The 13,068-nt window shown below is 59.3% G+C and carries 12 protein-coding genes and 2 tRNA genes; 5 read left to right on the top strand and 9 right to left on the bottom strand.

Annotation, left to right across the window (positions count from 1 at the left end; all coding sequences use genetic code 11):
• Positions 1–13: 13 nt before the first annotated feature.
• Entirely contained in the window at positions 14–970 is a 957-nt protein-coding gene (locus LT42_RS03125) for a LysR family transcriptional regulator (RefSeq protein WP_037009861.1), read from the bottom strand.
• A gap of 130 nt (positions 971–1,100) precedes the next feature.
• On the opposite strand from LT42_RS03125, the gene LT42_RS03120 reads away from it, so the two are divergent.
• Positions 1,101–2,357, top strand: a complete 1,257-nt coding sequence (locus LT42_RS03120; protein ID WP_052075010.1) for a cation:dicarboxylate symporter family transporter — start codon at positions 1,101–1,103, stop codon at positions 2,355–2,357.
• Between the two features lie 59 nt (positions 2,358–2,416).
• Here the strand turns inward: LT42_RS03120 and LT42_RS03115 are convergent, their stop codons facing one another.
• Positions 2,417–4,015 (bottom strand): argininosuccinate lyase, encoded by a 1,599-nt coding sequence (locus tag LT42_RS03115; RefSeq protein ID WP_037009859.1) that lies wholly within the window; start codon positions 4,013–4,015, stop codon positions 2,417–2,419.
• Between the two features lie 61 nt (positions 4,016–4,076).
• Complete coding sequence (locus LT42_RS03110) at positions 4,077–5,318, bottom strand: OprD family porin (protein WP_037009858.1); 1,242 nt, start codon at positions 5,316–5,318, stop codon at positions 4,077–4,079.
• A 462-nt stretch (positions 5,319–5,780) separates the two neighbouring features.
• On the opposite strand from LT42_RS03110, the gene LT42_RS03105 reads away from it, so the two are divergent.
• The 3 genes from LT42_RS03105 to LT42_RS03095 all read left to right on the top strand — a co-directional run bounded on the left by LT42_RS03105 (position 5,781) and on the right by LT42_RS03095 (position 8,205).
• Complete coding sequence (locus LT42_RS03105) at positions 5,781–6,302, top strand: RNA polymerase sigma factor (RefSeq protein ID WP_052075009.1); 522 nt, start codon at positions 5,781–5,783, stop codon at positions 6,300–6,302.
• Between the two features lie 221 nt (positions 6,303–6,523).
• Positions 6,524–7,042 carry a superoxide dismutase family protein gene (sodC, locus tag LT42_RS03100; RefSeq protein ID WP_052075007.1) on the top strand — a complete coding sequence of 173 codons (519 nt, stop codon included), beginning with the start codon at positions 6,524–6,526 and terminating at the stop codon, positions 7,040–7,042.
• Between the two features lie 110 nt (positions 7,043–7,152).
• Positions 7,153–8,205, top strand: a complete 1,053-nt coding sequence (locus LT42_RS03095) for a D-cysteine desulfhydrase family protein (protein ID WP_052075005.1) — start codon at positions 7,153–7,155, stop codon at positions 8,203–8,205.
• A gap of 136 nt (positions 8,206–8,341) precedes the next feature.
• Here LT42_RS03095 and LT42_RS24815 read toward each other — a convergent pair whose 3' ends face one another.
• From LT42_RS24815 to LT42_RS03080, 3 genes are all read right to left on the bottom strand, one after another.
• Positions 8,342–9,190 carry a GNAT family N-acetyltransferase gene (locus tag LT42_RS24815; RefSeq protein ID WP_152597577.1) on the bottom strand — a complete coding sequence of 283 codons (849 nt, stop codon included), beginning with the start codon at positions 9,188–9,190 and terminating at the stop codon, positions 8,342–8,344.
• A gap of 208 nt (positions 9,191–9,398) precedes the next feature.
• Positions 9,399–10,286 carry an alpha/beta fold hydrolase gene (locus LT42_RS03085; RefSeq protein WP_160176707.1) on the bottom strand — a complete coding sequence of 296 codons (888 nt, stop codon included), beginning with the start codon at positions 10,284–10,286 and terminating at the stop codon, positions 9,399–9,401.
• A gap of 108 nt (positions 10,287–10,394) precedes the next feature.
• Positions 10,395–11,105, bottom strand: coding sequence for an SDR family NAD(P)-dependent oxidoreductase (locus LT42_RS03080; protein ID WP_037009852.1), 711 nt, complete (start codon positions 11,103–11,105; stop codon positions 10,395–10,397).
• A gap of 79 nt (positions 11,106–11,184) precedes the next feature.
• Here LT42_RS03080 and LT42_RS03075 point away from each other — a divergent pair, with 79 nt between their 5' ends.
• A complete protein-coding gene (locus LT42_RS03075) occupies positions 11,185–12,069 on the top strand; it encodes a LysR family transcriptional regulator (protein ID WP_037009850.1) in 885 nt (294 codons plus the stop codon).
• Between the two features lie 160 nt (positions 12,070–12,229).
• Here LT42_RS03075 and LT42_RS03070 read toward each other — a convergent pair.
• From LT42_RS03070 to pgsA, 3 genes are all read right to left on the bottom strand, one after another.
• Positions 12,230–12,303, bottom strand: a tRNA-Cys gene (locus tag LT42_RS03070).
• A 45-nt stretch (positions 12,304–12,348) separates the two neighbouring features.
• Positions 12,349–12,424: transfer RNA gene (locus LT42_RS03065), tRNA-Gly, on the bottom strand.
• A 61-nt stretch (positions 12,425–12,485) separates the two neighbouring features.
• A complete protein-coding gene (pgsA, locus tag LT42_RS03060; RefSeq protein ID WP_037009848.1) occupies positions 12,486–13,046 on the bottom strand; it encodes a CDP-diacylglycerol--glycerol-3-phosphate 3-phosphatidyltransferase in 561 nt (186 codons plus the stop codon).
• Positions 13,047–13,068: the final 22 nt, after the last annotated feature.

Below are 13,068 nucleotides of genomic sequence, written 5' to 3'. Positions count from 1 at the left end.
CGCCGAGTAAACCTCAGCAGCCCGTTTTCAGACGCTGATGGCGCTTCGAGTAACTGCGCCCGCTTAACTGACGAGACAACTCGATGAAGTTAGCCAGCGGCGGGAGCTGATTGAAACTTCGGCACACCAGCGTAACAGGAGCATGCAGACGGGGCCGGCTGCCGCCTATGTGGCAGTACACCACGCTCTCCTTGTGAACATCCTTCATCGAGGCTGGCACGATTGACACGCCCTCACCCGCCGCGACGAGGCTGACGTTGGTCAGCATGCGCTCGACTTCAAAGGCGACCTTGGGCTCAAAGCCGGCGCGCTGGCAGGCTGTGATCAAGTTGGCGTACATGCCCGGCGCGCCGGGGCGACGGACCAGGATGAAACGCTCATCTGCCAGGTCCGTCAGCGGGATGACCGGTGCCTCGTCACCCTCGCCATGCCTGGCGAGCAAGGGGTGGCCCACCGGTAAGGTAAGGAGCATTTCTTCGTTCAGTAACCGATGAAACTCAATGCTCTGATGACGCCCCACCGGCGCTCGCACGATGCCCACGTCGACACTGCCGTCGACGGTTTCCTCGGTGAGTTGTTGGGCGCTGCCCTCCTTGAGCAAGACACTGACCCCGGGGAACCGCTCGCGGTAAGCCCGGATGATCCGTGGAATGAGCGGATGCGTCGCTGCCGAACTGGTGAACCCGACACTCAGTTGCCCCTCGATCCCGTGAGCCGCACGGGACGCCTTCAGCGAGCCCTCTTTGACGTGCGCCAGAATGTCTTGCGCCTCCTGCAAAAAGACCTGGCCGCCCGCTGTCAGGTCCACGCCCTTGGGGTGGCGTTTGAACAGGTCAAAACCCAGCTCGGCTTCCAGCGCGCGGATTTGCTGACTGAGAGGCGGCTGCTGCATGTTCAGTCGCGCAGCGGCGCGGGTAAAGTGACGCTCCTCGGCGACCATCACGAAATAGCGCAGATGACGAAGCTCCATGGTGGTCTGTCTCGCAATGAGGTCTTAGTATTGCCGCCGATCACTGCGACATGGCCGGCCAGCGTGCCCAATCGGCAACCCACTGACAAGGCGCGTTAATAACAACAATCGCACCCATTTCGGAACCCCGATGCCTTTCAGGCTCCTCACCCGACCCTCGCTGCACATGCTGCTGGCCATCGTTTTCGGCACTCTTCTGGGCGTTTTCAGTCCCGGGCTTGCCGTCGAGATGAAGCCGTTAAGTGACGGTTTCATTCTGATCATTGGCTGGTTAATGCCGTTAATGATGTTTCTCCTGGTCGTATCCGGAGTGTCGGGTTTGCAGGCCGGACAACGCGGTCTGCCCGGCAGGCTCGTGGCGTATTTTGTGCTCATGACGCTGCTATCGCTTCTACTGGGGTGCGTGATGGCGGTGCTGATGCAACCGGGCGCCGGCCACGCACCCGGCATGACAGGGCTGGCATCGGCCTGGACAGTGCCAACGCTCACGGGGCTGCCATCGTCAGCAGACTTTTCCTGGCGGGCCTCCGCGTCAACCCTCTTCCTTGCCCTGAAGCAAAATCCGATCTTGCCGGTCATGATTGCCGCCGTTCTGACAGGCGCCCTGATGGCCAAAACCCGATCCCTTCGTTCGGTCGAGGCGCTGCGTGGGACTGCCGAAACCATCGTCAAAGGGTTGTTCAGCGGTATGCGCCTGATACTGCGTTTCGCCCCCGTTGCCGCCTTCGGCGCCATCGCCTTTGCCATCGGCCGATTCGGCCTCGCCTCGGCCCTGCCGCTAATTAAATTCGTCGCGGTGATGTACCTGGCGTGCGGAGCATTCATTGTCCTGGTGTTCATGCCAATCGCCCGCGCATCGGGACTGTCGCTGTGGTCACTGCTGCGGTATCTGAAAGATGAACTGCTGCTGGTGACCTTTACCGGTTCCTCCGTGGCAGCGCTGCCAGGGCTGATCGAAAAGATGCAGGCCCTCGGCTGCGACCGTCAACTGACCCGACTCGTCTTGACCACGGGCTACACCTTCAACCTCAGCGGTTCGGATATCTACCTGATCGTCGCAGTGCTGTTCCTTGCGCAACTGTCGGGCGTACACCTGACCGGCACCGAGTTACTGACCCTGCTGCTGATATCACTGGTCACCTCCCTCGGCTCGACGAGCATGGCGGGCTCGGCCTTCATCACCTTGATCGCCACCCTGCACCTGCTCCAGGCAGTACCGCTTGAAGGCGCCGGGTTGCTGCTGGGCGTGGAGCGTCTGATGAAGTGCCGTGTGCTGACCAACGTGCTGGGCAACTGCGTGGCATGCCTGGCGATTGCCCGGTGGCAGCAGGGTCCGGCATTCCAGCCGGACCCTGCTGCCGATAGCCTGAATGCTGGCCACCGATAGCCTGGCTGCCGGGCGCAGTGCTCATCGGTTATTACCGGCAAGCCAGCAGCCGCCCGCCCTCAGTTTTTCGAGGACAACAGCTTCTCGAACGCCTGGTCGAGGTTTCCCTCGGCCTGCTTGAGCCGGTCCCGTCGCTCACGCAACCAGCTCTGGTCGGCGTCCAGATTTTTGTGCGCTTCGGCCAGCATGCGCTTGACCTCCTCCGGTTGCGGACCGCCGGTGCCCTTGCGGGTCTTGACCATGTTTTCCGGTGACAGCGACGCACGAAAGGTCGCCTCATCCAGCGGCAAGGTGTTCTGTTTCCACTGATACTTGTCCGCCGCTTTGGTGTAGAGCTTCTGGGCATCCGCGTACGGGAAGGTTTTTGGCGTAAGGCCTTGATCCCTGGCTTGCTCGACGATCAGCGAAGCGAAGCTGTGCCCGATCCGGAACGGCACTTTCTGAGTCCGCTCAAGGGTGTCGGCCAGCTCCATGGACGTGGTCCACTCGTTTTCAAGCTCGTCGCGAGCACGCTGAGGATTGACCTGCAACGCGTCGAGCACCGCGTCCATTGCACCGAACATCTCTTTGGTCGAATCGAAAACACCTAGCGAATCAAAGGCAAATTTATAATCGGTCATGCCAGTCGTCACGTTGTGCGCGCGCAAGGTAACGGTTTGCGCCAGACCGACCACGTCGGAGGCCGTCTCCCGCGCTCGCATCAGCAAGCCCGGGTTGCGCTTTTGCGGCATCGCGCTGCTGGTGTAGGTTTTTTCCTCATCCAGCAACAGCCAGGGACGAATCTGATGATACTGGGTGTGAATGTCACCGATCAGCGCACCCACGCGGATGGCCGAGGACGACGCAAGATTTGCCGCCTCGATGGGGATGTCATAGGTCGAGACCTGACTGGAATCCAGTGAGTTTTCACGGACGCCGTCAAACCCCAGCAACTGCGCGAGGCGCTCGCGGTTCAGCGGGTAGGCCGAGTTTGCCAGCACCGCGGTGCCCATCGGGCTCTGGTTCAAGCGTTGGTACAGCTCGCGAATCCGCTGGCCGTCACGATCAAACGCCGCCTCATACGCCAGCAGGTAATGCGCGTAAGTGATCGGCATCGCCTGCACGCCATTGGTATAGGCCGGGATCAGCGTATCGACGTTCTTGTCCGCCAGATCCAGCAGGCGTTGGCGGGTCGCGTTCATAGCTTCGCTGTAGGCGAGCACGTCCGAGCGCAGTTTCGCCAGTCGGTAGGTCGCGAGCATGTCCTGACGGCTGCGCCCGGAGTGAATGAGCGACGCCTCAGGACCGATCTTGTTGGTCATGATCTCCTCCAGCTGCAGCACGTCGCCGGGACGCTTGCCGTTGGGCTGATCCGCCTGATCGATCGCGTAGCGCACCCCGGTGGCGATTTTCTGGCCCAGGTCGGGCGTGACAATGCCCTCTTCGGTGAGCATGACGATGGAGGCTTTGTTGATCCGGTTCAGCCAGGAAAACTGGCTTTCGGTCTTGCTGCCACTGGTTTTGGACTGGTCGACGGTCGCACCGATTTTCGCAGCCTGCGCGGCGCACTCTTCGGTGGTCTTGCAGGGCAGATCAGCGGTGTTGGCTGCGTAAGCCCCATAACTGCCGAACAGGGCAAAGACGACAGCCAGGTGAACAAGGTTTTTTCTTATTGGCATAGCAGGCTCCGGTGTCTCAAGTATTGGAATAGACGGGTGCACAGAAAATCCGGCCAGATGGTTACAGCAGAGGCAACGTATAACTGACGATCACGCGGTTCTGGTCGATGTTGTTACCGCCATTACTGCGGTAGCTGCCATTGCGCCATTTCAGCTCAAGGTTCTTCAACGCGCCGCTCTGGAACACGTAGGCAATGTCGGTGTTGCGTTCCCACTCGGTACCCTCTTCTCGCCCGCGCGCGAAATTGTCACCTTTCAAATAGCGGGTCATGAACGACAGGCCAGGCAGACCCAGCGCCGCAAAGTCGTAGTCATAGCGGGCCTGCCAGGAGCGTTCATCCGGATTGGCGAAATCGGGAGAAATCATCACGTAATTGACGAGAAAAGAGTCAGTGCCGGCCAGGTGTGGAAATCCCGTGTCCCCGCTCATCTTCTGATAAGCGATACCGAAACCATGCCCACTGACGTTGTAGGTGAAGCGAGCACCCAGCGCGGTGTTATCAATATTGGTATTACCGTCTTTGAGTGAGCGCGCGTACCGCAGATCACTTTTGATCGACTGTGACTCGCCAAGCGCAAAGTTATGCAGCAGCGTGACGATGTGTTGCTTGTAGTTGTTCTCCAGCCCTCCGTAGTTGTAAGAGGTGGTCAATGCTTTGCTCCAGTTGTAACTGGCGCTGGCGAAATCGAACTTGTCACTTGGCCGTCCGCCCTTGATGCCTTTTGCTTCCGCTTCGATGTCTTCGTTACCGCTGTCATTGCGCTCGGTGTTGGCGGTCAACCGGCCAACATTGACGGTCATGTCGGCAAGGTCTTTGGAAGTGAGCTGTGCGCCGCGAAAGGTTTGGGGCAACAGACGTCCGTCGTTGGGTAGCACAGTGGGCAACTTCGGCAGTAGGGTGCCGACCCTCAGCACGCTCTTGGCCAGGCGCGCCTTGGCAGTGACGCCGCCACGGCTGTAGTCATCGGGTGCCTTGTCGTCACCCACCGGCAAGAGCCCGGTATTACGGCGGTCGGGTGAGGAATCCAGCTTCAGGCCAAGAAGCCCCATGGCGTCTACGCCGAAGCCGAGCGTGCCCTCGGTAAACCCGGATTCGACATTAAGCAGCAGGCCCTGCGCCCACTCGTCTCGCTTGGACTGGCTGGCGCCCTCCTGACGGAAATCGCTGTTGAAGTAGAAATTGCGAAATTCGAGATCAGCTTTACTATCTTCGAAAAAATCGGCTTCGGCAAAACCTGGCAAGGCCAGACTCAAACCCAGGGCAGCAGACGTCAGGCCCAGGGATACAGGGTTCTTATGCATTGTTGTTTTCCCGTTCAGCGCATTGTTTTTATTAGGGGGACAAGCGATGCAGACGGCGGTAGGCGCCGCTGATCACTGGCAAGAGGATACGCAGCTTAGTTCAGCCTTAATAATACTGAGTTTCTCTCGCTTCGATACTTTAAGGATATGAAGCCATACTGCCGCCCCATGCATTGCACTCTAGAAAAGTACCTTGTAGGGTGCACACGGCGCTGTAACAGGCAAACAAACGGAACGATACTTGTCGCATATCCAGTCGAGACTTAATCGATATGGATGTGCAATATTCGACAATCAGGCGACGCTGCTTTATCGGCATTAAATGTTGGAGATGGCATACTTCGCGGCATACATTTTTTACAGACTGACCCCTCTCCCCCTGCCTGTCTTGCCAGCAGAATATGAATGAGCGGTTGGTACTCCTTCCCGTCTATCCAAGACCTCCTACATCCACGAGATAACATGGCCATCACCGATGCAGACTTATCCGCCCTGCTTCCCGGCATGCTCCCTCGCCTGGGAGCATTCGCGCTCCGGATGTCAGGGAACCGGGACGACGCTGAAGACCTCGTCCAGCTTGCATGCCTTCGCGCCCTTGAACGAGCCCATCAGCTCCAGCCCGATACATCCCCACTCGGCTGGGTGGTTTCGATCACCCATTCCATCTGGATAAACGAGCTCAGGGCGCGTAACGTCCGTTGTCGTTCGCGCTCGGAATGGGGCGACTGGATTGATGAAAGGGTGTGCGATCCCGCCGCGCATACGCCGGAAACCGAACTCATGCACCAGCAAATGCTCGCCGCTGTCGTGGGGTTACCTATCAGGCAACGAGAAGTCATGTGGCTGGTGGCAGTCGAGCAATTTACCTATAAAGAGGCCGCGGAAATTCTACACGTGCCGGTGGGCACTGTGATGAGCCGCTTATTCCGCGCCAGGCAAACGTTCGTCGAGAGAACAAGCGCGATCAGTTTTAGTTCCCCTTGATATATGTCTACTTATGAACACTACTGATTCATCCTGAAGCACAAAGCATCGCGTTAGCCATTACGGTGTTCAACAGTGACGCCAGCCAATTGATCGCTGGATACATGCCCATCTTGTTGTGGACGTCGCCCACATTAGTTCCTATCCTCTCTCGCAGTTCATGCCATAGGGCAAACTAATAGTGGCCTGTGGCTTTTCCTGAGTCACTCACCGAGGTGTTTATGAAATCCCATCTATTACTTGGATTGTTTGCAATGATATCCGTCGGTGCTCACGCAGCATCGCTTGATGTGCCCATGAACCTGGTCAGCGCCGACGGGGCACCTCAGCCCATCGGCCAGGTGACCATCAGCGAGACGGCTTACGGGCTGGTCTTCACCCCGCAGTTGAAGTCGTTGCCTGCAGGCATCCATGGGTTTCATGTGCATGAAAATGCGAGCTGCGACTCAGGCATGAAGGACGGCAAAAAAGTCGCGGCTCTGGCCGCCGGCGGCCACTTTGACCCCGGTCATACGGGCAAGCATCTGGGCCCGTATGCAGACGGCCATCTGGGCGATCTGCCGGCTGTCTACGTCACGGCGGACGGCGTGGCCAACTATCCGGTGCTCGCCCCCCGCCTGAAGAAGCTTTCCGAGATCAAAGGCCACGCGCTGATGATTCATGCCGGTGGGGACAACCATTCCGATATGCCGATGCCGTTGGGTGGTGGCGGTGATCGTATGGCCTGTGGCGTTATCTGACAGTTCTCGCAACGACGTCGTCTAGATGCGTTAGGTCGCTGGTCAGCGAATCGCTTCAAGGTCATTCGCTGGCTGTCGCCCAACACTGGGCTTAAGCAGGAGCTGCAGCAATGGTCCCATCGATTCAAAAAGGGTTTGCCGATGTTCCGCGAATAGATCTGACTGTCGGTCCTACCCCGCTCTACCGCGCGACTGGACTGGAAAGCGCCCTCAAGCGTGAAGGTGTTGAAGCGGGCATTTATCTGAAGCGCGACGACCTCATCCCCATCGGCGGTGGGGGCAACAAACTCAGGAAATTGCAGTACCACATGGCGAGCGTCATTGCAGCCGGCCATGACACAGTCATCACCTTCGGAGGTCTGCAATCCAACCATGCCCGCCTTACGGCCGCCGTTTGTGCAAGATTGGGACTGGAGTGCCACCTCATCCTGACCCAGGAAGTGGACATCAACACTGCGGATTACAACCACAACGGTAACGTGCTGTTGAACAGGATTTTCGGCGCGCAATGCCATGTACTCGCGCGGGGTGCATCAGCCCAGGACAATGCGGTCGTGCTCTGCGACCAACTGACCCTGCGTGGCAAAAGCGTCGCGGTCATCCCGGTGGGAGGGTCAACCCCACTCGGCGCCCTGGGCTATGCCGACTGCGCCGTGGAAATCAGCCAGCAGGCTGACGCTGGGGGGCTGAACCTCAAGGGCATCACCGTCGCCAATGGCAGCAGCGGAACCCAGGCGGGCTTGATTGCCGGCTGGTGCGCCATGGCGCGCGACCCACGGATCATCAACGGCTTTGCGGTGATGACCAGTGCTGCCGGTGCCGTGAAGAAGACCACCGAACTTGCCACCTCCACGCTGGAGCTGGCCGGATTCAATCACGGCCTGGCCCACGCTGTGCAAGTGGACGACAGCCAGCTTGGCGCGGCCTACGGTCAGCCTACTCGGGCAATGCTCGAAGCGGTCGCATTGCTGGCAAGAACTGAAGGGCTGTTGCTGGACCCGGTCTATTCGGGCAAGGCTTTCGCCGGGCTGCTCAGCCAGCTGCGCCAGGGTGCTTACCAGCAAGGCGAGGATGTGGTGTTTGTGATGACGGGCGGAGTCCCTGGTCTCTACGCCTATCAAGCCACGCTCGCTGACGCCTGGGACGGACTCATCAGTCGATAACATCCGGTTTTACAATGGCGCGCGATGTGCACCACTGGTAAGCAACGCCAGTGGTGGCGGTCATTCGCCTGGCAAATCGGCGGCCCCCGCAACGCGGTTGCTACGTAATGCGCAGGGGCCGAGTTCAGTCGTCGAATCAGTCGGCACGCTTGAGATTCAGCCTGATGTAGGCACGCTCGAATCCGCCACGCTTTTGGTTTCTGTACGAGGAAAACCCGGGTTCGTCTTCGACCGATGGCTGCCCCGTTTCACTGGTCACCCATGTAACGCCGCGCGCTGCTGCTTCGTTCAGACGGGCGTCGATTAAAGCAGATTGCAGGCCCCGCCCGCGGTAGTCCGGTAATGTCGTCGACATACCCGACCACGCAGCGCCGTCGCGAATGAACATCGCCGCAGCCGCCGCCGGCTCGCCGTCAATCGTGGCAAGGAAACAGCACCACCCGGGACGCCCGACCAACGCCGCGAACCAATCGGCGCATTCCGGCGCCACGCCAAAGCCTGCCTGCACGGTGCCGCCGAAGGACGCGGCGGCGGCGGCATCGGCAATGCGGATCTCCACGCCTGCAGGCAACCGCGCTGGAGTGGGGCCAGCCACCCACTTGACGAATTTGGCCCAGCCCGACCCCGAGGGGCCGAAACCCATAGGCTCGATGGTCTGCAAATTGGAGGCGGCCTGTGAGGCGGGCGCGACTTGAAAAGCCCAGCCTTGCGCGGCATGGGAATCGAGCCAGTCAGTCGCCGCGAGCAAATCCCTGTGCGGCAACGGGCCCTGGGTGTCCACGCCCATCGCACGGTTGAACTCAGTGATGGGAATGCCACGGCTCGCCAGTAAGCCCATCCCGCCGATCCTGGAACTGGACAGTCCAAACGCCGCCCGAGCAGATTGGGGTGCGGCGTCGAACAGATCCAGCCACGCCTCGCGCTCGACAATTTCCGCCGCCAATGCCACGGCGGGTGTAGCGGGATTTACGCTTGAATCGCTCATTCGTCTGCTCTTCGCTTGCTGATATTTTTATGAAAGGTCCCACGCCGCACACCATCATTCACCAGTGCTTCATCAAGACCGTTACCGAGCTGTGCCGATGGCCCACATTGGCCGTCAGCGCCTGCCTTGTATAAACGTCTGAAGGGGCGAAGTTATTCCAAATTCTTTTTCAGCACTCGTCGAACCCAAGCAGCGTCCCTCGTGGAGGTCAGACGCGCAGCAATTGAAGAGCACGACTATCGTCTCCGTCACGCGCGAGGCTACCGTCTAGAAAGCGCGACAGCACGCTGCGAAAGAGCTCGGCCTCTTCAAGCCAGCAAAAATGACCACTGTTCAGGAATTCAACCAGAACGCTCCTCGCAATGCTGCCGTGGATCGCTTGTGACTGAACCGGCGAGCAGATGAAATCAGACTGCCCCACCAGGCACAGGGTTGGGATGTGCAATTCAGCCAATCTTGCCCTTACTGGAAAGTGTCGATTTGTGACCGCGCAGGCCTGGAAAGTCTTCAGGGGAACCTGATGTTCATTAAGGTAGGTCGTGAACTGTTCATAGCCATGGCCAGAGGGCTCCTTGAAATACAGAGGGGCGACCTGGCGCAGAAACCCGGAAAACTCAGCGTCATCTGCGAATTTGCCTGGCGCCTGAAATGCCGCTGCGGCCGCTGCAAACCGTGAGTCTCCGGCCAGCACCGGCAGGGTCCGCCGCACGTCTGCCTGCGGCTCGTCAACGCCCAATTGCGAGGCCACCAGCACTAGCGCAGTGACACGCCCCGGGTATGCCAGGGCATAGTTCATCGCAATATAGCCGCCATGCGAATGACCCAGCAGCACGAAACGCTCGATATCGAGATGCTGACGCAGTGCCTCCAGGTCCAGCACGAACTGGCCCACATTCACCATGGCGAAACCATCTCCCGAGAGAGACGAACGGCCGCTGCCTCTGGTGTCGTGGAATACCAGCGTGAAGCGCTGCGCAAGATCGCCAAGCGTTGACTGGTACAGGGCAGAGCCGATACCCCATCCCGGCGTCTGTACAAACAATAGCGGGCCGGTCCCCACTATTCGATACCAGATGCAGGCGCCGTCTACAGGCAAGGTGCCTTCCCTCTCACGCGTCATGATTGTCTCGCCCTTGCATCTCGGATCCTCAAAGTGACGTGGGTACGTCGAAGAGGGAGCGCGCCGCTCCCCCTTCCTGTCAGCTCAACGACCCGCAATCAGACCGCCGTCGACATGCAGGATCTCGCCAGTCGAGAACGTCGCATCCTCAAGATAAAGCACCGCGCGCACGATGTCCTCGACCTCACCCAGCTTGTTCATGGGGTGGAAGGCGCTCAGCTGTTCGACCCGCTCCGGGTTATGCATGGGTGTGCGAATCACACCCGGCGCCACGGCGTTCACACGAATCCCCTGGGTAGCGTATTCGATCGCCAGGCTCTTGGTCGCCGAGTTCATGCCGCCTTTGGTGAGCATCGCAATGAAGGCAGGCGAACGCGAGCTGGCAAACTCTGCGGTCGAGGCAGTGATCTGAACGACATGCCCGCTACCCTGCGCCAGCATCACCGGGAGGACGGCTTGGGTGGTAAAGAAGAACCCGTCGAGGTTGGTCTTGAGCTTCAGGCGGTAATCTTCTTCCGTGTAGTCGGTGAATGCCTTGCCAATGAAGATGCCGGCGTTATTGACCAGCGTGTCGATGCGGCCGAACCGTTCCAGCGCCGCAGCGACCAATTGCTTGCCAGTATCGGGATCACCTATGTCACCGGCAACCGTGATCAGATCCGGCCGCGTCGAGGGTTTGATCGAACGGGAGGTCGCGGCTACGCCATACCCCCTGGCGAGAAATGCATTGACGATGCCCTCGCCCATTCCCTGTGAGGCGCCTGTGACGATGGCAACTTTCTTGATATCAGACATTTTGCTGTTCCTGAGTGCTCTGTAGGTCAGCAAAAGATAGAACGTTGTCAGCTGTTCGAAAATTCCCTATCTTTTATCAATGACTGATAAAAAACGCACAGACCCGGACTGGCAAGATGTCAGGATTTTCCTGGCATTGGCTCGGCATGGCAGCCTGTCTGCAGCGGCCAGAATGCTTTCCGTCAACCACGCAACAGTGGCACGCCGGCTTCATTCGCTGGAGGAAACACTGGGGGTGAAGCTGGTCGAGCGACGCCCGGACGGCTATGTCCTGACCCACGCCGGGACGCATGCGCTCGAAGCTGCCAGCGACATGGAGCAAGCGGCTCAGACCTTGGCGCGCGGGATGCAGGACGGCACGCCCTCCGGCCTGATCCGCATAAACTCTTCTCCCGGGCTTTCGGGCGGCTATCTCGCGCTGCGACTGCCAACACTGGCCGCCCGTTACCCGAAGCTGGACATCGACCTCGCCCCTGCCCTGCGAGCTGTCAGCCTTGAACGGCATGAAGCCGACATCGCGATTCGCTTCGACATGCCCAGGGACGGTGATGTCATCGCGCGTCCGCTGGTCACGGTGGGCTACGGGTTCTATGGAACTCAGGAGGCGTGTCGCGCAGCCACTAAGGAAGGCGATCCCGTGCTCATTGGTTTCAATGAAGCAGATGCCTACCTGTCGATGTCCACGTGGATGACGCGGCACTTCCCCCGCGCCCGCGTCGCCTTCCGCGCCAAAGATCAATCGCTCCAGGCCATGGCCGCACGTTCAGGAGTGGGCCTGGCCTTGATCCCCCACTACATCGGCCGCGCGGACCCGGCACTGCACGTGTGTGATCTGGGATTGGTCCCGGAAAGCAAGGACGTGTTCCTGATCACCCGCAGGCGCGACAGGAAGGACACCGCCATCAGGATTGTCAGCGACGAGATCGTCCGGATGTTTGATGAGGAGCGCGAGCTGTTTGAATGAGCGTTCAGGACAGGCGGGCTGGCTGTCCCGGACGGCCCGGGATTGGCACCGCAGGCACGCATCGCCAGATTGCGGAAGTGATGGACGTGATGCGGAAACGATTTGCCAATCACCGCCCACAAAAAAGCCCGTAAGACGTTGATCTTACAGGCTTTAAATGTGGAGGCCGAGGTCGGAATCGAACCGGCGTAAGCGGATTTGCAATCCGCGGCATAACCATTTTGCTACTCGGCCTCAAACGCTCAACGATCCAACCACTACCGTTAAACGCATACAAACTGGAGCGGGAAACGAGACTCGAACTCGCGACCCCGACCTTGGCAAGGTCGTGCTCTACCAACTGAGCTATTCCCGCTTTGTGTGGGCGCCATTCTATACACTCAAATGACCCCGTCAACCCCTTGATTTAAAAATACTTATTTTTCATCTGTAGTGGTACGGAGATGCGGCCATGCGGCGCGCAGGTATTGCACCATCGACCACAGGGTGAGGCCTGCTGCGACCATCAACAGCACATAACCCAACACCACCCAGAAGGTGAAAGCGGGCGGGTTGGCCAGCAAGATCACCAGCGCGAGCATCTGCGCTGCGGTTTTCCACTTGCCGAGATTCGAGACGGCGACCTGCGCCCGCGCACCCAGCTCCGCCATCCACTCGCGCAAGGCGGAGATTACGATCTCCCGGCCGATGATAACCGCCGCAGGCAGCGTGAGCCACAAATTGGCGTGGGCCTGCACCAGCAGCACCAGCGCAACGGCCACCATCAGCTTGTCGGCAACCGGGTCAAGGAACGCGCCGAACGGGGTGCTTTGCTCAAGTCGTCTTGCCAGATACCCGTCCAGCCAGTCAGTCGCGGCTGCCAAAGCGAATACCGAGCTGGCCGCCATGTAGCTCCAGTGGTACGGCAGATAGAACAACAGAATGAAGATCGGAATCAGCAGGACACGTAATACGGTGATCAGATTAGGGATATTCATCGGCACAACTGGCTACGAGGTG

Origin of the sequence: Pseudomonas lutea, assembly GCF_000759445.1 — a bacterium.
In the GTDB taxonomy this organism is placed as follows: Bacteria; Pseudomonadota; Gammaproteobacteria; order Pseudomonadales; family Pseudomonadaceae; genus Aquipseudomonas; species Aquipseudomonas lutea.
This window is presented reverse-complemented; position numbering and strand designations above follow the sequence as displayed.

Excerpts from the sequence above, each read along its gene's own strand:
- LT42_RS03095 (WP_052075005.1), top strand. The coding sequence starts at position 7,153 with ATGGTCCCATCGATTCAAAAAGGGTTTGCCGATGTTCCGCGAATAGAT.
- LT42_RS03115 (WP_037009859.1), bottom strand. The coding sequence starts at position 4,015 with ATGCCAATAAGAAAAAACCTTGTTCACCTGGCTGTCGTCTTTGCCCTG.
- LT42_RS03120 (WP_052075010.1), top strand. The coding sequence starts at position 1,101 with ATGCCTTTCAGGCTCCTCACCCGACCCTCGCTGCACATGCTGCTGGCC.
- LT42_RS03080 (WP_037009852.1), bottom strand. The coding sequence starts at position 11,105 with ATGTCTGATATCAAGAAAGTTGCCATCGTCACAGGCGCCTCACAGGGA.
- sodC (WP_052075007.1), top strand. The coding sequence starts at position 6,524 with ATGAAATCCCATCTATTACTTGGATTGTTTGCAATGATATCCGTCGGT.
- LT42_RS03125 (WP_037009861.1), bottom strand. The coding sequence starts at position 970 with ATGGAGCTTCGTCATCTGCGCTATTTCGTGATGGTCGCCGAGGAGCGT.
- LT42_RS03075 (WP_037009850.1), top strand. The coding sequence starts at position 11,185 with ATGACTGATAAAAAACGCACAGACCCGGACTGGCAAGATGTCAGGATT.
- LT42_RS24815 (WP_152597577.1), bottom strand. The coding sequence starts at position 9,190 with ATGAGCGATTCAAGCGTAAATCCCGCTACACCCGCCGTGGCATTGGCG.
- pgsA (WP_037009848.1), bottom strand. The coding sequence starts at position 13,046 with ATGAATATCCCTAATCTGATCACCGTATTACGTGTCCTGCTGATTCCG.
- LT42_RS03110 (WP_037009858.1), bottom strand. The coding sequence starts at position 5,318 with ATGCATAAGAACCCTGTATCCCTGGGCCTGACGTCTGCTGCCCTGGGT.
- LT42_RS03105 (WP_052075009.1), top strand. The coding sequence starts at position 5,781 with ATGGCCATCACCGATGCAGACTTATCCGCCCTGCTTCCCGGCATGCTC.